At 66.1% G+C, this 15176-nt stretch carries 27 protein-coding genes; 1 reads left to right on the top strand and 26 read right to left on the bottom strand.

Annotated elements, in window-relative coordinates:
* Positions 1–223: 223 nt before the first annotated feature.
* The 21 genes from rplO to rpsJ form a co-directional block, all read right to left on the bottom strand.
* Positions 224–679 (bottom strand): 50S ribosomal protein L15, encoded by a 456-nt coding sequence (gene rplO, locus ACWCRB_RS20650; RefSeq protein ID WP_030671797.1) that lies wholly within the window; start codon positions 677–679, stop codon positions 224–226.
* A 2-nt stretch (positions 680–681) separates the two neighbouring features.
* Complete coding sequence (rpmD, locus tag ACWCRB_RS20645; RefSeq protein WP_046704421.1) at positions 682–864, bottom strand: 50S ribosomal protein L30; 183 nt, start codon at positions 862–864, stop codon at positions 682–684.
* The gene (gene rpsE / locus ACWCRB_RS20640; protein ID WP_006376045.1) at positions 864–1469 is read right to left on the bottom strand and encodes a 30S ribosomal protein S5; all 606 of its coding nucleotides are present in this window, start codon (positions 1467–1469) and stop codon (positions 864–866) included. Before rpsE ends, rpmD begins: the two co-directional genes overlap by 1 nt.
* Positions 1470–1539: 70 nt before the next feature.
* Positions 1540–1926 (bottom strand): 50S ribosomal protein L18, encoded by a 387-nt coding sequence (gene rplR / locus ACWCRB_RS20635; RefSeq protein ID WP_235475500.1) that lies wholly within the window; start codon positions 1924–1926, stop codon positions 1540–1542.
* Between the two features lie 3 nt (positions 1927–1929).
* The gene (gene rplF / locus ACWCRB_RS20630) at positions 1930–2469 is read right to left on the bottom strand and encodes a 50S ribosomal protein L6 (protein ID WP_235475501.1); all 540 of its coding nucleotides are present in this window, start codon (positions 2467–2469) and stop codon (positions 1930–1932) included.
* Between the two features lie 21 nt (positions 2470–2490).
* Complete coding sequence (gene rpsH, locus ACWCRB_RS20625; protein WP_010986352.1) at positions 2491–2889, bottom strand: 30S ribosomal protein S8; 399 nt, start codon at positions 2887–2889, stop codon at positions 2491–2493.
* Between the two features lie 215 nt (positions 2890–3104).
* Positions 3105–3290: a type Z 30S ribosomal protein S14 gene (locus ACWCRB_RS20620; protein ID WP_003948630.1), complete on the bottom strand. Its 186-nt coding sequence runs from the start codon at positions 3288–3290 to the stop codon at positions 3105–3107.
* A 5-nt stretch (positions 3291–3295) separates the two neighbouring features.
* Positions 3296–3853, bottom strand: coding sequence for a 50S ribosomal protein L5 (gene rplE / locus ACWCRB_RS20615; protein WP_235475502.1), 558 nt, complete (start codon positions 3851–3853; stop codon positions 3296–3298).
* A complete protein-coding gene (gene rplX, locus ACWCRB_RS20610; RefSeq protein WP_235475503.1) occupies positions 3853–4176 on the bottom strand; it encodes a 50S ribosomal protein L24 in 324 nt (107 codons plus the stop codon). Before rplX ends, rplE begins: the two co-directional genes overlap by 1 nt.
* Positions 4177–4178: 2 nt before the next feature.
* On the bottom strand, positions 4179–4547 hold the full coding sequence (rplN, locus tag ACWCRB_RS20605; RefSeq protein WP_006376015.1) for a 50S ribosomal protein L14: 369 nt from the start codon (positions 4545–4547) through the stop codon (positions 4179–4181).
* A gap of 113 nt (positions 4548–4660) precedes the next feature.
* Entirely contained in the window at positions 4661–4954 is a 294-nt protein-coding gene (rpsQ, locus tag ACWCRB_RS20600; protein ID WP_369030558.1) for a 30S ribosomal protein S17, read from the bottom strand.
* Positions 4954–5178: a 50S ribosomal protein L29 gene (rpmC, locus tag ACWCRB_RS20595; protein WP_005481220.1), complete on the bottom strand. Its 225-nt coding sequence runs from the start codon at positions 5176–5178 to the stop codon at positions 4954–4956. The genes rpsQ and rpmC overlap by 1 nt, the downstream gene beginning before the upstream one ends.
* Positions 5178–5597: a 50S ribosomal protein L16 gene (gene rplP / locus ACWCRB_RS20590; RefSeq protein ID WP_235475505.1), complete on the bottom strand. Its 420-nt coding sequence runs from the start codon at positions 5595–5597 to the stop codon at positions 5178–5180. The genes rpmC and rplP overlap by 1 nt, the downstream gene beginning before the upstream one ends.
* A gap of 5 nt (positions 5598–5602) precedes the next feature.
* Positions 5603–6451: a 30S ribosomal protein S3 gene (gene rpsC / locus ACWCRB_RS20585; protein ID WP_235475506.1), complete on the bottom strand. Its 849-nt coding sequence runs from the start codon at positions 6449–6451 to the stop codon at positions 5603–5605.
* Positions 6451–6798 carry a 50S ribosomal protein L22 gene (gene rplV / locus ACWCRB_RS20580; protein ID WP_235475507.1) on the bottom strand — a complete coding sequence of 116 codons (348 nt, stop codon included), beginning with the start codon at positions 6796–6798 and terminating at the stop codon, positions 6451–6453. Before rplV ends, rpsC begins: the two co-directional genes overlap by 1 nt.
* A gap of 41 nt (positions 6799–6839) precedes the next feature.
* Positions 6840–7121, bottom strand: coding sequence for a 30S ribosomal protein S19 (rpsS, locus tag ACWCRB_RS20575; RefSeq protein WP_010986346.1), 282 nt, complete (start codon positions 7119–7121; stop codon positions 6840–6842).
* A gap of 12 nt (positions 7122–7133) precedes the next feature.
* Positions 7134–7970, bottom strand: coding sequence for a 50S ribosomal protein L2 (gene rplB / locus ACWCRB_RS20570; RefSeq protein ID WP_020132633.1), 837 nt, complete (start codon positions 7968–7970; stop codon positions 7134–7136).
* Positions 7971–8008: 38 nt separating this feature from the next.
* Positions 8009–8428 (bottom strand): 50S ribosomal protein L23, encoded by a 420-nt coding sequence (gene rplW, locus ACWCRB_RS20565; protein WP_450997407.1) that lies wholly within the window; start codon positions 8426–8428, stop codon positions 8009–8011.
* On the bottom strand, positions 8428–9084 hold the full coding sequence (rplD, locus tag ACWCRB_RS20560; protein WP_450997406.1) for a 50S ribosomal protein L4: 657 nt from the start codon (positions 9082–9084) through the stop codon (positions 8428–8430). Before rplD ends, rplW begins: the two co-directional genes overlap by 1 nt.
* Before the next feature lie 6 nt (positions 9085–9090).
* Positions 9091–9735 (bottom strand): 50S ribosomal protein L3, encoded by a 645-nt coding sequence (gene rplC / locus ACWCRB_RS20555; protein ID WP_235475510.1) that lies wholly within the window; start codon positions 9733–9735, stop codon positions 9091–9093.
* 17 nt (positions 9736–9752) lie between these two features.
* Positions 9753–10061, bottom strand: a complete 309-nt coding sequence (gene rpsJ / locus ACWCRB_RS20550) for a 30S ribosomal protein S10 (RefSeq protein WP_003948644.1) — start codon at positions 10059–10061, stop codon at positions 9753–9755.
* Between the two features lie 477 nt (positions 10062–10538).
* Between rpsJ and ACWCRB_RS20545 the strand changes: the two genes are divergently transcribed.
* Complete coding sequence (locus ACWCRB_RS20545; protein ID WP_450997405.1) at positions 10539–11030, top strand: hypothetical protein; 492 nt, start codon at positions 10539–10541, stop codon at positions 11028–11030.
* A gap of 12 nt (positions 11031–11042) precedes the next feature.
* On the opposite strand, the gene ACWCRB_RS20540 is transcribed toward ACWCRB_RS20545, so the two are convergent.
* From ACWCRB_RS20540 to ACWCRB_RS20520, 5 genes are all read right to left on the bottom strand, one after another.
* Positions 11043–11852, bottom strand: coding sequence for a hypothetical protein (locus ACWCRB_RS20540; RefSeq protein WP_450997404.1), 810 nt, complete (start codon positions 11850–11852; stop codon positions 11043–11045).
* Positions 11853–11922: 70 nt separating this feature from the next.
* A complete protein-coding gene (locus ACWCRB_RS20535) occupies positions 11923–12792 on the bottom strand; it encodes a hypothetical protein (RefSeq protein ID WP_450997403.1) in 870 nt (289 codons plus the stop codon).
* Entirely contained in the window at positions 12792–13451 is a 660-nt protein-coding gene (locus ACWCRB_RS20530) for a hypothetical protein (protein ID WP_450997402.1), read from the bottom strand. Before ACWCRB_RS20530 ends, ACWCRB_RS20535 begins: the two co-directional genes overlap by 1 nt.
* Before the next feature lie 10 nt (positions 13452–13461).
* On the bottom strand, positions 13462–14667 hold the full coding sequence (locus ACWCRB_RS20525; RefSeq protein WP_450997401.1) for an enoyl-CoA hydratase/isomerase family protein: 1206 nt from the start codon (positions 14665–14667) through the stop codon (positions 13462–13464).
* 1 nt (position 14668) lies between these two features.
* Complete coding sequence (locus tag ACWCRB_RS20520; protein ID WP_450997400.1) at positions 14669–14977, bottom strand: hypothetical protein; 309 nt, start codon at positions 14975–14977, stop codon at positions 14669–14671.
* Between the last annotated feature and the right edge of the window lie 199 nt (positions 14978–15176).

The following is a 15176-nucleotide window of genomic DNA, read 5'->3' as shown; positions in this document are numbered from 1 at the left end:
CTACTGCGTCAGAGGTGACGGTCTTGAGGTTCGACGAATAAGCGGACAGATAACTAACAGCCAAGAGGGGTCCGGAGTTCCTCGTGAGCACAACGGACTCAAATTGACAGTGCTGGCCACCTTACCGGCGACCATGCCTCCCTTGGAACGACCAACCGGGGATACCCCTTTTGTGGGGTATCCCCGGCAGGGATCGCTCAAGTCATCGAGGCGCCTGTGGTGTTCAGACGAGCTCGGTGACGGTACCGCCGGCGGCGGTGATCTTCTCCTTGGCGGAGCCGGAGACGGCGTCGACCGTCACCTGCAGCGCCACGGAGATCTCGCCCTGGCCGAGGACCTTGACGAGGCTGTTCTTGCGAACGGCACCCTTGGCGACGAGACCCTCGACGGTGACCTCGCCACCCTCCGGGTACAGCGCGCCCAGCTTGTCGAGGTTCACGACCTGGTACTCGGTCTTGAACGGGTTCTTGAAGCCCTTGAGCTTCGGGAGACGCATGTGGAGGGGCATCTGGCCACCCTCGAAGCGCTCCGGAACCTGGTAACGGGCCTTCGTGCCCTTGGTACCACGACCAGCCGTCTTACCCTTCGACGCCTCACCACGACCCACACGGGTCTTGGCGGTCTTGGCGCCCGGGGCGGGACGGAGGTTGTGGATCTTGAGCGGGTTGTTCTCCGCCATGATCAGTCGACCTCCTCAACCGACACGAGGTGGCGGACGGTGTGAACCATTCCGCGGAACTCGGGGCGGTCCTCCTTGACGACCACGGTGTTGATCCCCTTGAGACCAAGGGACCGCAGGGTGTCACGGTGGTTCTGCTTGCTGCCGATGTACGACTTCGTCTGCGTGACCTTGAGGCGAGCCATTACGCACCCGCTCCCGCACGCGCACGAAGCAGAGCCGCGGGGGCGACGTCCTCGAGGGGCAGACCGCGGCGGGCCGCGATCTCCTCGGGACGCTGCAGGCCCTTGAGGGCCGCCACGGTCGCGTGCACGATGTTGATCGCGTTGGACGAACCGAGCGACTTCGACAGGATGTCGTGAACGCCGGCGCACTCCAGGACAGCACGCACCGGGCCACCGGCGATAACGCCGGTACCGGGGGAAGCAGGCTTGAGCAGGACGACGCCCGCGGCCTTCTCGCCCGTGATCGGGTGCGGGATGGTGCCCTGGATACGGGGGACCTTGAAGAAGTGCTTCTTGGCCTCTTCAACACCCTTGGCGATCGCGGCCGGCACCTCCTTGGCCTTGCCGTAACCGACACCGACGGTGCCATCGCCATCGCCCACTACGACGAGCGCAGTGAAGCTGAAGCGACGACCACCCTTCACAACCTTGGCGACGCGGTTGATCGCGACGACGCGCTCAACGTACGCGGTCTTCTCGGCGGCAGCAGCGCCGCCGTCACGGCCCTTCCGGTCCCGCCGCTCGCCGCCACCGGCACCGCTTCCGCGGCGCTGGGGTCCAGCCATTGGATTACCTCTCTCTTTTTCCGCTAGCTACGCTGCGCCGCGACACGAGGCCGCGAGCGCGACGGGCGGCTCAGAACTTGAGCCCGGCTTCGCGGGCGGCGTCGGCCAGGGCGGCGATACGACCGGCGTACCGGCTGCCACCACGGTCGAACACAACGGCCTCGACGCCTGCGGCCTTGGCACGCTCGGCGACCAGTGCGCCGACCTTGCCGGCCTGCGCCGACTTGTCATCGCCCTCGGTACCGCGGATCGAGGCGTCCAGGGTCGACGCCGACGCCAGGGTGTGACCCTGGATGTCGTCGATGACCTGGGCCACGATGTGGCGGTTGGAGCGGGTCACAACCAGGCGGGGACGCTCAGCCGTTCCGTTGACCTTCTTACGGATCCGGATGTGACGCCGCTTGATGGCAGCACGCTTGTAAGCGTCGCCCTTAGCGATCTTCGTACCGTATGCCATGGCTTACTTACCCGCCTTTCCGACCTTGCGGCGGATGACTTCGCCCTCGTACTTGACACCCTTGGCCTTGTACGGGTCGGGCTTGCGCAGCTTGCGGATGTTGGCCGCAACCTCGCCGACCTTCTGCTTGTCGATGCCCTCGACCGAGAACCGCGTCGGGTTCTCGACCTTGAAGCTGATGCCCTCGGGCGCTTCGACGGTGATCGGGTGGCTGTAGCCGAGCGCGAACTCGAGGCTCGTGCCCTTCGCCGCCACGCGGTAACCGACACCGCTGATCTCGAGCTTCTTCACGTAACCCGTGGTCACGCCGGTGATCATGTTCGCCACCAGCGTGCGGGACAGGCCGTGCAGGGCCTTGTTCTGACGCTCGTCGTTGGGGCGGGTGACGTTGAGAACGCCGTCCTCACCCTTGGCGATGTCGATCGGCGCAGCGACGGTGTGGGAGAGGGAACCCTTGGGGCCCTTCACCTGGACCGTGCGGCCATCGATGGTGACGTCCACGCCGGCGGGAACCGTGATGGGGAGCTTGCCAATACGCGACATAGCTGTTTCCTCCGTTCCCTTCTACCAGACGTAGGCGAGGACTTCTCCGCCTACGCCCTTCTTGCCGGCCTGCTTGTCGGTGAGGAGACCGTGCGACGTGGAGATGATCGCCACGCCCAGGCCGCCGAGCACCTTCGGCAGGTTGGTGGACTTCGCGTAAACCCGGAGACCGGGCTTGGAGATCCGCTTGATGCCCGCGATGGAGCGCTCACGGTTCGGGCCGAACTTCAGCTCGAGAACGAGGTTCTTGCCGACCTCGGCGTCCTCGACCTTCCAGCCCGTGATGAAGCCCTCCTGCTGGAGGATCTCCGCGATGTGCGACTTGATCTTGCTGTGCGGCATACCCACGGTGTCGTGGTACGCCGAGTTCGCGTTACGCAGACGAGTCAGCATGTCCGCGATCGGATCAGTCATGGTCATGAATTGGCCTTCGGCCTCTCTCGCCGGGGTTTCCTGGATGCGCCATCCCTCTCCCCACTCACTCAGTGGCGGGACGGGTGCGGTGCGGGGGACCTACGGCGTAGTAAGTCGTACGGGCGTCAGGCGCCCAACCCTCCTAGCCTAAGCCATGGAGGGGTGGGCACCTGACCAACCCATTTGCTTACCGAGAGCTTCCAGAATCCCGAATTACGGGATTACCAGGAGCTCTTGGTCACGCCCGGCAGCTCGCCACGGTGAGCCATCTCACGAAGGCAGACGCGGCACAGGCCGAACTTGCGGTACACGGAGTGCGGACGGCCGCAGCGCTGGCAGCGCGTGTAGCCACGTACACCGAACTTGGGCTTACGAGCAGCCTTGGCAATCAGAGCCTTCTTCGCCATCTCGCTTACGCCTCCTTGAAGGGGAAGCCGAGGTGACGGAGAAGGGCGCGGCCTTCGGCGTCGTTGGTCGCCGTGGTCACCACGGTGATGTCCATACCCCGGGTGCGGTCGATCTTGTCCTGGTCGATCTCGTGGAACATGACCTGCTCGGTGAGACCGAAGGTGTAGTTGCCACGACCGTCGAACTGCTTGGGAGACAGACCACGGAAGTCGCGGATGCGCGGCAGCGCGAGCGACAGGGTGCGGTCCAGGAACTCCCACATGCGGTCGCCACGAAGCGTGACGTGGGCACCGATCGGCTGACCCTCACGCAGCTTGAACTGCGCGATGGACTTGCGGGCCTTGGTGACGGCCGGCTTCTGACCGGTGATCGTGGTGAGGTCGCGGATGGCGCCCTCGATCAGCTTGGAGTCGCGGGCGGCGTCGCCCACACCCATGTTGACCACGATCTTGACGAGGCCGGGGATCTGCATGACGTTCTCGTACGAGAACTCCTCACGCAGCTTGCCCGCGATCTCCTCGCGGTACTTCGTCTTGAGACGCGGAGTGGTGGTGGTCGTCATCAGATGTCCTCACCCGTCCGCTTGGCAACGCGAACCTTGTTGCCCTCGTCGTCGAAGCGGTAACCGACACGCGTGACGACCTTCTTGCCGTCCTTCTCAACGACCAGCTGGACGTTGGAGACGTGGACGGGCGCCTCGGTCGTGACGATGCCGCCGGCCTGCGAACCCTTCGCGGTCGGGCCGGCCTTGGTGTGCTTCTTGACCCGGTTGACACCCTCGACCAGGACGCGGTCCTCGCGGGGGAAGGCCGCGATGACCTTGCCCTGCTTGCCCTTGTCCTTACCGGTGATGACCTGAACCAGGTCGCCCTTCTTGATCTTCATGCTTACAGCACCTCCGGCGCGAGCGAGATGATCTTCATGAACTTCTTCTCGCGCAGCTCCCGGCCGACCGGGCCGAAGATACGGGTGCCACGAGGGTCGCCGTCGTTCTTCAGAACAACAGCGGCGTTCTCGTCGAAACGGATGTACGAGCCGTCCGGACGGCGGCGCTCCTTGACGGTGCGAACGATGACCGCCTTGATGACGTCACCCTTCTTCACGTTGCCGCCGGGGATCGCGTCCTTGACGGTGGCGACGATGACGTCACCGATGCCCGCGTAGCGGCGACCGGAGCCACCGAGGACACGGATGCAAAGGATTTCCTTCGCACCAGTGTTGTCGGCGACACGCAGTCGCGACTCCTGCTGGATCACGTCTATCTCCTGATTGTCTGCCGGTTCCCGGCGAGCCCCGCAAGTGTTCTGCGTGTCTTGCGGAGCTCACCGAGCCTGGCGGAACTGTCCTGCGGGGGTGCCCGCAGGAGGACTTACTTGGCCTTCTCGAGGATCTCGACGATGCGCCAGCGCTTCGTGGCGGACAGCGGACGCGTCTCCATGAGGAGGACACGGTCGCCGATGCCGGCAGCGTTCTGCTCGTCGTGCGCCTTGAGCTTGCTCGTACGGCGGATGACCTTGCCGTACAGCGCGTGCTTCACACGGTCCTCGACAGCGACGACGACGGTCTTGTCCATCTTGTCGCTGACGACGAGACCCTCACGGGTCTTGCGGAAACCGCGCGCCTCGGTCGTGGTGCTGTTCTCGGTCACGTTGCTCTCGCTCATCAGGCGCTCTCCACCGTCTCGATGCCCAGCTCGCGCTCACGCATCAGGGTGTAGATCCGCGCGATGTCCTTCCGGACGGCCTTGAGCCGACCGTGGTTCTCGAGCTGACCGGTCGCCGCCTGGAAGCGGAGGTTGAACAGCTCTTCCTTGGCTTCGCGGAGCTTGTTGAGAAGCTCCTCGTCACCCAGTTCGCGCAGCTCGGACGCCTTGGTACCGGCCGACATCACGCTTCACCTGCCTCGCGCTTGACGATCCGGCACTTCATCGGCAGCTTGTGGGCTGCGCGAGTGAGGGCCTCACGGGCGATCTTCTCGTTGGGGTAGGACAGCTCGAACATGACCCGGCCCGGGTGCACGTTCGCGATCCACCACTCCGGCGAACCCTTACCGGAACCCATGCGGGTCTCGGCAGGCTTCTTCGTGAGCGGGCGGTCCGGGTAGATGTTGATCCAGACCTTGCCGCCACGCTTGATGTGGCGGGTCATCGCGATACGGGCGGCCTCGATCTGGCGGTTGGTCACGTACGCCGGCGTGACGGCCTGAATGCCGTACTCGCCGAACGCGACCGTCGTACCGCCCTTGGCCATACCACGGCGCTTGGGGTGGTGCTGCTTGCGGTGCTTGACCCTACGGGGGATCAGCATGTCGGTCAGGCCTCCGTTCCGGTGCTTTCAGCAGCCGGAGCGGCAGCCGCCGGAGCCTCGGCCTTGGGGGCCTCGGCAGCGGGAGCCTGCTGCGGCTTGCGGCCGCGGCCGCCACGCTCGCCACCACGGCCGCCACCACGGGCCGGACGGTCGCTGCCGCCACCGGCACCGCCACGGGCCGGGCGGTTACCCGCACGGGCAGCGGCGTTCTCGGCGCGGACCTCGGCGATGTTCTTGACGTCGCCCTTGTAGATCCAGACCTTCACACCGATACGGCCGAAGGTCGTCTTGGCCTCGAAGAAGCCGTAGTCGACGTTCGCGCGGAGCGTGTGCAGGGGCACACGGCCCTCGCGGTAGAACTCCGAGCGGGACATCTCGGCGCCGCCGAGACGGCCACCGCACTGGATCTTGATGCCCTTGGCGCCGGCCTTCATCGTGCCCTGCATGCTCTTGCGCATGGCACGACGGAAGGAGACGCGGGAGGACAGCTGCTCGGCGACGGCCTGGGCCACCAGCTGAGCGTCCGTCTCCGGGCTCTTGACCTCGAGGATGTTGAGCTGGACCTGCTTCTTGGTCAGCTTCTCCAGGTCGCCGCGGATACGGTCGGCCTCGGCGCCGCGGCGGCCGATGACGATGCCCGGACGCGCGGTGTGGATGTCGACGCGGACGCGGTCACGGGTGCGCTCGATCTCGACCTTCGAGATGCCGGCGCGCTCCATGCCGGACGTCATCATCCGACGGATGGCGACGTCTTCTCCGACGTAGTCCTTGTACAGCTTGTCGGCGTACCAACGCGACTTGAAGTCGGTGGTGATGCCGAGTCGGAACCCGTGCGGGTTTACCTTCTGGCCCATTACCGGGAACCTTCCTTGCTGCTGACGACCACGGTGATGTGGCTGGTCCGCTTGCGGATCCGGTAGGCACGGCCCTGGGCACGCGGCCGGAACCGCTTCAGGGTCGGACCCTCGTCGACGTACGCCTCGGTGATGACGAGGCTGCCGGCGTCGGTGTGGTCGTAGTTGTGCGCGGCGTTGGCAATGGCGCTGTCAAGCACCTTGCCGACCGGCACGCTCGCGGCCTGCGGGGCGAAACGCAGGACCGCCTGAGCCTCCGTGGCATCCATGCCACGGATAAGGTCCACCACGCGGCGGGCCTTCATGGGCGTAACGCGGATGTACCGCGCCTGGGCCCTGGCTTCCATGGTTGTCCTTCCAGTGTCTGTCATGGTCATTCCACCCCGCGTTAGCGGCGCTTCGACTTCCGGTCGTCCTTGACGTGACCCCGGAAGGTGCGCGTCGGCGAGAACTCGCCGAGCTTGTGGCCGACCATCGACTCGGTGACAAACACCGGAATGTGGGTCTTGCCGTTGTGCACCGCGATCGTGTGGCCGAGCATGGCCGGGATGATCATCGAGCGACGGGACCAGGTCTTGATGACGTTCTTGGAACCGGCTTCGTTCTGGGCGTCCACCTTCTTGATCAGGTGGTCGTCGACGAAGGGCCCCTTCTTGAGACTGCGCGGCATCTAAACCCGCTCCTAGCGCTTCTTGTTCGTCTTGCGGCGGCGGACGATGTACTTGTTCGAAGCCTTCTTCGGCGAACGAGTACGACCCTCCTTCTGACCCCACGGCGAGACCGGGTGACGTCCACCGGAGGTCTTGCCTTCACCACCACCGTGCGGGTGGTCAACCGGGTTCATCGCCACACCGCGAACGGTCGGACGGACGCCCAGCCAGCGCTTGCGCCCGGCCTTGCCCCAGTTGATGTTGCTCTGCTCGGCGTTGCCGACCTCGCCGACCGTGGCGCGGCAGCGCTGGTCGACCAGACGGATCTCACCGGAGGGCATACGAAGGTGGGCCATCGTGCCCTCCTTCGCCAGCAGCTGCACCGAGGCGCCTGCGGAGCGGGCGAACTTGGCGCCGCCACCGGGACGGATCTCGATCGCGTGGATCGTGGTACCGACCGGGATGTTGCGGAGCGCCAGGTTGTTGCCCGGCTTGATGTCGGCCCCAGGACCGTTCTCGACGCGGTCGCCCTGCGACAGGTTGCGGGGGGCGAGGATGTAGCGCTTCTCGCCGTCCGCGTAGTGCAGCAGCGCGATGCGCGCGGTGCGGTTGGGGTCGTACTCGATGTGCGCGACCTTCGCCGGCACGCCGTCCTTGTCGTGACGACGGAAGTCGATCACTCGGTAGGCGCGCTTGTGTCCGCCACCCTGGTGGCGAACGGTCACACGACCGGCGTTGTTACGGCCGCCCTTGCTGTGCAGCGGGCGGACCAGCGACTTCTCCGGCGTGGACCGCGTGACCTCGACGAAGTCGGCGACGCTGGAGCCACGACGGCCCGGCGTAGTCGGCTTGTACTTGCGGATTCCCATTTCTCAGTCCTCGTCCGATATCGGACGATCCGACCCGCTTACGCGGACGGACCGCCGAAGATGTCGATACGGTCGCCCTCTGCGAGGGTCACGATCGCTCGCTTGGTGTCAGCGCGCTTACCGAAACCGCTCTTGGTGCGCTTGCGCTTGCCGATGCGGTTGATCGTGTTGACCCCGGTGACCTTGACCGAGAAGACCGCCTGGACGGCCTGCTTGATCTGGGTCTTGTTGCTGCCGGGAGCGACGATGAACGTGTACTTGTTCTCGTCGATGAGCGCGTAGCTCTTCTCGGACACGACCGGCTTCAGCAGGACGTCACGGTGGTCCGTGAACGACTTGCTGACCGGCGTGACGACGGTGTTCTTGCCCTCGGCCTCGTGGCGCTTCGCCTTGGCGACGCGCGCGGCCTTGGCGGCCTTGGCCGCCTTGGAGGCAATGGCGGGGTGACGGATCGCCATCAGACCTCGCTCCCTTCGGTGTCAGTGGCCTTGGGGCCGGACACGAAGGACTCGAAAGCGGCCTGGGTGAAGACCACGTCGTCCGAGACGAGAACGTCGTACGTGTTCAGCTGGCCCGGCTCCAGGATGTGCACCTGGGGCAGGTTGCGCGCGGAAAGCAGCGCGGCCTCGTCGGAGCGCTCGATGACCAGGAGCACGTTCTTGCGCTCGCTGACCTTGCCGAGGAAGCTCTTGGCGGCCTTGGTGGAGGGGGTCTCGCCCTCGATCACGCCGGTGATGACGTGGATACGAGCGTTGCGGGCCCGGTCGGTGAGGGCGTGGCGCAGGGCCGCGGCCTTCATCTTCTTGGGGGTCCGCTGCGAGTAGTCGCGCGGGGTGGGGCCGTGAACGACGCCACCGCCGGCGAACTGCGGCGCACGGGTCGAACCCTGACGGGCGCGGCCGGTGCCCTTCTGGCGGTAAGGCTTCCTACCACCACCGCGGACCTCGCCACGACGCTTGACCTTGTGCGTGCCCTGACGGGCGGCGGCCAGCTGTGCGACGACGACCTGGTGAAGCAGCGGAACGCTGATCTTCTCTACGTCGAAGATCTCGGCCGGGAGCTCGATGGTCCCGGCTGTGTCGCCGGAGGGCGACAGAATGTCAATGGTGCTCATGAGTCCTCAGGCCCCCTTGGCCGCGGTGCGGACCAGGACGAGGCCGCCGTTCGGACCAGGAACCGCGCCCTTGATAAGGAGCAGGCCCTTCTCCGCGTCAACGGCGTGAACGGTCAGGTTCTGGGTGGTGACCCGCTCGTTGCCCATGCGACCCGCCATGCGGAGGCCCTTGAACACGCGGCCCGGGGTGGCACAGCCACCGATGGAACCGGGGGAGCGGTGCTTGCGCTGGGTGCCGTGACCGGCGCCGAGGCCCTTGAAGTTGTGACGCTTCATGACACCGGCGAAGCCCTTGCCCTTGCTCTTGCCGGTCACGTCCACCTTGACGCCGGCCTCGAAGACCTCAGCGGAGATCTCCTGGCCCAGCGTGTACTCGGAGGCGTCCGCGGTGCGGATCTCGACGAGGTGGCGGCGGGGGGTGACGTCGGCCTTGGCGAAGTGACCCTTGAGGGGCTTGTTCACCTTGCGGGGGTCGATCTCGCCGAAGGCGATCTGGACCGCTTCGTAGCCGTCGGTGTCGTTCGTACGGACCTGGGTGACGACGTTGGTGCTCGCCTTGACGACGGTGACGGGAACAACACGGTTGTTCTCGTCCCACACCTGCGTCATGCCGAGCTTCTCGCCCAGGATGCCCTTGATCTGCTTAGCCATTCTCAGATCACCGTTCCCTAGAGCTTGATCTCGATGTCGACACCGGCCGGGAGGTCGAGTCGCATCAGAGAGTCAACGGTCTTGGGCGTCGGGTCGAGAATGTCGATCAGGCGCTTGTGCGTGCGCATCTCGAAGTGCTCGCGCGAGTCCTTGTACTTGTGCGGCGACTTGATGACGCAGTACACGTTCTTCTCAGTGGGCAGCGGCACCGGGCCCGCGACCGACGCACCAGTTCGCGTCACCGTCTCGACGATCTTCTTCGCCGAGGAATCGATGACCTCGTGGTCGTAGGCCTTGAGCCGGATGCGGATCTTCTGTCCCGCCATGGCTACTCAGTAGTCCTTTGTCTAGTGAAACGCTCTGCAACCCGGGGGTTCGCGTCCCCGTCCTCCGACCCACGCGGTCGGGTGTGTCGCGCTCCTGCCGCACAGATATCCGCTAATCCATCAACGGATTCCCCTACGTACGAGGGACGCGGCCCGCCCGAAAGCAACCGCAGGACCGGGGGGCATGGACACCCACCGGGCGCCTGGCCTGCACCCCGCTGACACTTCCCGAAAGATTCCCGTACGTCCGCCCCAGCGCTGCCTTACGGCAGTTGAGGCGACGAGTACTGTGGGACTCGCTTCCGGTCCTCCCGACGGGAGGCGCGCAGCATCGGCGCTCGACCGAGCAACTCCGACAGTCTGCCATACGGGGCACGGCCTCCGCCAATCGAGCCGGAGAGAATACCCCGAGGGTGACGAAGGTCAAACACGAGCGGGGCATGTCGCCCGGCCGGCCGCGTCGGCCATGATCCCGGTGTGACGTATGGCATGAACCTGAGCACCGCGGCGGCGCGCCTGGAGTCACACATACGGGGCTGGCGGGCGGACGGCATGCAGGTCTCGGACGCCCTGTGGGCAGCGGACGCGGCCGTCCTGGAGGTACGGATCGCGTCGCCGTCCTGGCAGATACCGCTCACGGTCATACAGCTGTACGAGTCCGGCCACGCACGTGCCCTGTTCCTCTCGCCGACCGACCCCATCGAGGAACGCCACCGGATCCCGTCCCTCGACGCGTGGAACACGCTGCTCACGGAGACGGTGACCCGGGCGGCCCGCGTACGCCACAAGCTGATCCCGTTCGCGGGGATGGCCGCGGCGCGTCTGCACGGCGGGGTGACCACCTCCGGCATGGAGGTGGTCATGACGGACGGCACCCGCCACAAACTCCTGTGGGCGACCTTGGACCCGGCCCGGCGACTACTGCGGGAGCGGCTGCTGCCGCTGCTGGGCGCGAGGCTCAGTCACTGACCGGTTCACGGTTCAGCGCACGTCGATGTAGTCCTGGGCGCTGGTGGCGGTGCCGGTCGTCGTGTTGCCGTAGTAGACCCACCGGAAGAAGCCGTCGGTGGAGGCGGTGACCGTGGTGCGGAGGGCACCCGCGCTGTTGGTGGTGACCTTCTTGAGCGTCTTGAAGGCGGTGGCGTTCTTGGCGCGGAACTGGAGGCTCACGGTGCTGCCGGCGTAGGGGCCGTTCCTGTGGGTGGTCCAGTTCGCCCGGGTGAGCTTGCCCGCGACGGTGATCTTCTTGCCCTTGGTGACCGGCTCGGGGGTGGCGTCGGCGACGGTGAGCTTCGCGGCGCGCCTGAGTGAGACGCCTCCGGGCCTTGTCTCGAACTCCTGGGCGACGAGCTCGCCGTTGTCCTTGAACAGTGCGAGGGCCATGCCGATCTTCCACTTGGTGGCGTCGCTGTTGGAGTCGATCTGCTTCTGCGACGGATCGGGGTCGATGGACAGCGTGCCCTCGCAATGGGCCTTCTTGAGGCTGACCTCGTAGCAGGTCCTGATGCCCAGCTCTATCTCGGGAAGCAGAACGCTTCGCTGGTAAAGGAAGGGTTGCGCGTCATAGCGGAGCGGGTGGTTCGTGTCGTACCCCGGAGGCAGGGTCATATCGAAGGTGAAGGACGGTTCCACCACCCGCGATGTGCCGACCACCACCGGCTTGCCGTTGTTTATGACAAGGCCTGACACGACGATGCCTGTGTCCTTCGCCTGCGCGGCCGGGGCGTTGAGCACCGTGAGCGCGAGGGCTCCGGCCGTCGCGATCACGGCAGTGGTACGTCTTCGGTTCATTCGGGCCTCTCCGACAGTCAGTTGCTTGATCGGTTGTTCAACTGGCGGAAGCGTACGAGATGTAAGGGGCCTACAGGTCGCCCGGCTTCGGCGGAGCCGCCTCGCCCTGGTCGTCCATCAGGATCCCCGTCACATCGACGAGATCCTTTCCGGCCTTGGACGGCACACAGACTTCCACGCGGACGATTCCGCTGGGGTACCTGGTGTACACGGGCGGATGCAGGGAACCGCGCAGATGAGCCACGAAACGGGCCACCCGCGCGCGCTGCGCATCCGTGAGTGCGCTTTCGGGCACGACCTGTACGTCGCCGTTGAGAATCCCGGCGAGCCTCTCGGCGTTCGCCGGACTACCCGTGAAGAGACGAATCCAGGAGTCGTCCGCAAACGTGAGGCGCATATCCGCACCGATGCGGCTGAACTCCATTTGCCTGGCCCCGGAGATGGACTCCCGTGGAAATTCCGCCAGAACGCCGACCTCGTCGAGGAAGAGCAGTCGTCGGCTGGTCACGACCAGATCCGTGAGGTACCCCTCGGGGCGCCGCCCGGGATCGAGCTGCCACGGCACCGTCCGGGCAAGGGTGCCGGGGGCGGCCCACATCACCGGGAAGTCGTCGACCTCGTTCTCCGGCTCCTCCGGCTTCCCCGATCCGGCGCCGCTGCCGAAGGGCGAACCGCCGGCTCCGCCTATGTTGGCGATGATGTTCGCGATCACGGGGATCGCGGAGAGGAGACCACGGCCGACGCCGCGTGCGGCCTGGTCGCCCTGCGTGCGCGGGGTGAAGACGGGACCGTCAGGCCATTCGGCCAGCTCCCCCTGGATGTCGTTGCGCTCGGCGTCCCGGAACCATCTGCTGCCGGAGACCGCGGGAGCCACACCGGTGGCGAATTTGACGGTGATGCGGAAAAGCTGGTCCTCGTCGGCGGCGGGAGTCCAGTCCATCAGTGCGTCATCTCTCCTGAGCTGGGGAATTCCAGCGATCCGACTATTCCGGCAATGGCATGCGTGAACTCGTCCCACTGTTCCACAGAGGCCGTGTCCAGAGTGATCACGGCCGTGTAAGGACCTGTCGAGAAGGGGATGTGCACCTGGATCTGCCCCATCGTCAGTTCCTCGTCGTTGCCGCTCTTCGTGTACTGGCCGTCCACCACGAGTTTGCGGAACGAGATCACCGAGACCGCCGGACCGCACGGCAGGTCCAGCCACGTCACGTCTCGCATCGGATCGGGGCCCAGCGTCGCGAAGACGCCCTGGGCGACGATGTCCGGGTCCGCCTCCCCCGACTCGAACACCGCCACGGTGAGCGAGCAGTGCGCCACGCCTCCGCCGTCCTCGATCTCGTACAGCCCGATACCGAAGAACGAGACGCCGCCCGACGACATCTCCTGTGCCGTGGCCCCGTACAGCGCGCTCATCGCCTCCCACAGGGGCTCCTCGCCGCGTGGGTAGATGTCCCGGACCAACTGCCTTACGGCTTCGGTCCGTTCGGTCTCGTCGAGGGAGACCTCGATCGCGTGCATTCCTTCCGGCAGGCGGATGCTCATGGGCGGCAGCGTCACGCCCTCCACGCCCAGCACCCGGGGTTCTTCGGCGTTGTCCATACCTCGGTGCTCAGTTCCCGTAGTCGTTGGTGGCGATGGTGTGGGCCTTGTTGCCGGTGAGCGCGCCCTTGATGGTGGCGTCCAGGGCTCGGCCCGCGTTGCTCATCGGCGCGATGACGTCTTCGGCGCTCTTGATGAACGGCAGTTTGGACGCGACCAGGTTGATCCCCTGGGTGCCGAGCCACTGGCCCTGGCGGACGTTCTGCAGTCCGCTCTCGACGGCCAGAGCCATACGGCCGCCTTCGTCGCCGAGTTTGACGACCTGGACGATTTTCTGGGGGCCGAAGAGAACGAACAGCTTGCTGGCCTGTGGCGCCCCGACGAATCCCCGGCCGAGCTTGGCGGCGCGCGCGGTGGCATCGGCGCCCTTGGCCAACTGAGCGGTCCCCGTAAGCCCCTTCACCCCCGGCAGAATCCCCAGCGCGTCGAAGCCGATGTCCGCCCAGCTGACATCCGCGCCCGCCGCCTTGGCCACCACATGCGTCAGCAATGCGGCCCCGCTCGTGATCATCGCCGCAGCGGCGAAGATCGCGCCGATCGGTTCGAAGGGGGCGGTGATGATGGCGATCACGCCCAGGGCGCTGCTGACCAGGCTCAGTACGTCGCCGATCTCCTTGATCAGGTCGGCGTGCTCCTTGAGCCAGTCGCCGGTGGCGCCCCAGGCGTCGGCGATGCCCGTGCCGAGCTTGTCCCAGAAGCCGGGCTCGTCGGGGGCGATGTCGGCGGCCTTGTCCAGCTCGCGGCTGATGTGGCCGGCGGCCCGGCGGTAGCGCTCCTCGAGTTCGTGGACCTTGCGGATGACGCCGTCCACGTCGCCGGAGGCCTTGCCCAGCTCCTCGCTGCCGTCGCCGCCGGCCTTGGCCTCGGCGTCCGACTTGGCGTCGAGCTTCTCCTTGGCGGACTTGTCCAGGCGGTCCGTCTCGTCCTGGAAGTCCTGGAGTTCGCCGGCCCACTTGTGCAGAGCGCGCGCGGCCTTGTCGAACGACTCGTGGCTCTTGCGGATGAGCGGGGTGACGTCCTGGCCGATGTAATCGGAGAACGCGATCGCGGTCCTGCCTTTCCAGGCACCGAGCTCGATCCGGTCCAACTCCCCCAGCGCGGTGCCGAGTTCACTCGCCAGCCTGCCCAGTCGCTTCGCGAGGTCCCGGGTGTCCTCGACATCCCCCGGGGTGGGGTCCCAGCCTATGTTCGGCGGTACCGTCCGCTGCCCGGCCACGTCACTTGCCCTTCTTGGAGGCCTTGGCGGCCTTGAGGGACTCGGCCAGTTGGAGGTCCAGGTCGTCGAAGGTCTCGGCGATCTTGTTGATCATCTTCACCGCGCCCTGGGTGTGCTTGCCGAGCTGTTTGATGCCGTAGCCCCAGTCGTCGGCGAAGTCCTGTACGTCCTCGACGAGCCCGCCCTCCCCGACGCAGGAGGCGTCCGCGCCACGCAGGCTGCGCCGGGTCGCCTCCATGCGGTCGCTGATCGAGGAGAACGTCTTCTTCAGGTCCGCGAATATGGTGTCGTCGAGGCGCAGGTCACTCATGGTGGTTCCCCCGTGGAACACGTAAACAACAGTGCGATCAAGAAACCGAAGTTATCGGTGGGATCGACGCCTTCGCCACGCCGAGCCCTCACCTGGGGCGGGCGATCCGGAATCATTGCCGGGAATTTAGCGACGCTTTGCTTTGGCAACGCGCCCACCGGAGGGCGACGAGTTCCGCCTGGTTCAGCACTCACCCTCC

Source organism: Streptomyces sp. NPDC002156 (assembly GCF_053593675.1).
This window is presented reverse-complemented; position numbering and strand designations above follow the sequence as displayed.

What these genes read in the sequence shown, in the direction of transcription:
- rplO (WP_030671797.1), bottom strand. Translation starts at nt 679, where the DNA reads ATGGCGGAGAACAACCCGCTCAAGATCCACAACCTCCGTCCCGCCCCG.
- rpmD (WP_046704421.1), bottom strand. Translation starts at nt 864, where the DNA reads ATGGCTCGCCTCAAGGTCACGCAGACGAAGTCGTACATCGGCAGCAAG.
- rpsE (WP_006376045.1), bottom strand. Translation starts at nt 1,469, where the DNA reads ATGGCTGGACCCCAGCGCCGCGGAAGCGGTGCCGGTGGCGGCGAGCGG.
- rplR (WP_235475500.1), bottom strand. Translation starts at nt 1,926, where the DNA reads ATGGCATACGGTACGAAGATCGCTAAGGGCGACGCTTACAAGCGTGCT.
- rplF (WP_235475501.1), bottom strand. Translation starts at nt 2,469, where the DNA reads ATGTCGCGTATTGGCAAGCTCCCCATCACGGTTCCCGCCGGCGTGGAC.
- rpsH (WP_010986352.1), bottom strand. Translation starts at nt 2,889, where the DNA reads ATGACCATGACTGATCCGATCGCGGACATGCTGACTCGTCTGCGTAAC.
- ACWCRB_RS20620 (WP_003948630.1), bottom strand. Translation starts at nt 3,290, where the DNA reads ATGGCGAAGAAGGCTCTGATTGCCAAGGCTGCTCGTAAGCCCAAGTTC.
- rplE (WP_235475502.1), bottom strand. Translation starts at nt 3,853, where the DNA reads ATGACGACCACCACCACTCCGCGTCTCAAGACGAAGTACCGCGAGGAG.
- rplX (WP_235475503.1), bottom strand. Translation starts at nt 4,176, where the DNA reads ATGAAGATCAAGAAGGGCGACCTGGTTCAGGTCATCACCGGTAAGGAC.
- rpsQ (WP_369030558.1), bottom strand. Translation starts at nt 4,954, where the DNA reads ATGAGCGAGAGCAACGTGACCGAGAACAGCACCACGACCGAGGCGCGC.
- rpmC (WP_005481220.1), bottom strand. Translation starts at nt 5,178, where the DNA reads ATGTCGGCCGGTACCAAGGCGTCCGAGCTGCGCGAACTGGGTGACGAG.
- rplP (WP_235475505.1), bottom strand. Translation starts at nt 5,597, where the DNA reads ATGCTGATCCCCCGTAGGGTCAAGCACCGCAAGCAGCACCACCCCAAG.
- rpsC (WP_235475506.1), bottom strand. Translation starts at nt 6,451, where the DNA reads ATGGGCCAGAAGGTAAACCCGCACGGGTTCCGACTCGGCATCACCACC.
- rplV (WP_235475507.1), bottom strand. Translation starts at nt 6,798, where the DNA reads ATGGAAGCCAGGGCCCAGGCGCGGTACATCCGCGTTACGCCCATGAAG.
- rpsS (WP_010986346.1), bottom strand. Translation starts at nt 7,121, where the DNA reads ATGCCGCGCAGTCTCAAGAAGGGGCCCTTCGTCGACGACCACCTGATC.
- rplB (WP_020132633.1), bottom strand. Translation starts at nt 7,970, where the DNA reads ATGGGAATCCGCAAGTACAAGCCGACTACGCCGGGCCGTCGTGGCTCC.
- rplW (WP_450997407.1), bottom strand. Translation starts at nt 8,428, where the DNA reads ATGGCGATCCGTCACCCCGCCATTGCCTCCAAGGCGGCCAAGGCCGCC.
- rplD (WP_450997406.1), bottom strand. Translation starts at nt 9,084, where the DNA reads ATGAGCACCATTGACATTCTGTCGCCCTCCGGCGACACAGCCGGGACC.
- rplC (WP_235475510.1), bottom strand. Translation starts at nt 9,735, where the DNA reads ATGGCTAAGCAGATCAAGGGCATCCTGGGCGAGAAGCTCGGCATGACG.
- rpsJ (WP_003948644.1), bottom strand. Translation starts at nt 10,061, where the DNA reads ATGGCGGGACAGAAGATCCGCATCCGGCTCAAGGCCTACGACCACGAG.
- ACWCRB_RS20540 (WP_450997404.1), bottom strand. Translation starts at nt 11,852, where the DNA reads ATGAACCGAAGACGTACCACTGCCGTGATCGCGACGGCCGGAGCCCTC.
- ACWCRB_RS20535 (WP_450997403.1), bottom strand. Translation starts at nt 12,792, where the DNA reads ATGGACTGGACTCCCGCCGCCGACGAGGACCAGCTTTTCCGCATCACC.
- ACWCRB_RS20530 (WP_450997402.1), bottom strand. Translation starts at nt 13,451, where the DNA reads ATGGACAACGCCGAAGAACCCCGGGTGCTGGGCGTGGAGGGCGTGACG.
- ACWCRB_RS20520 (WP_450997400.1), bottom strand. Translation starts at nt 14,977, where the DNA reads ATGAGTGACCTGCGCCTCGACGACACCATATTCGCGGACCTGAAGAAG.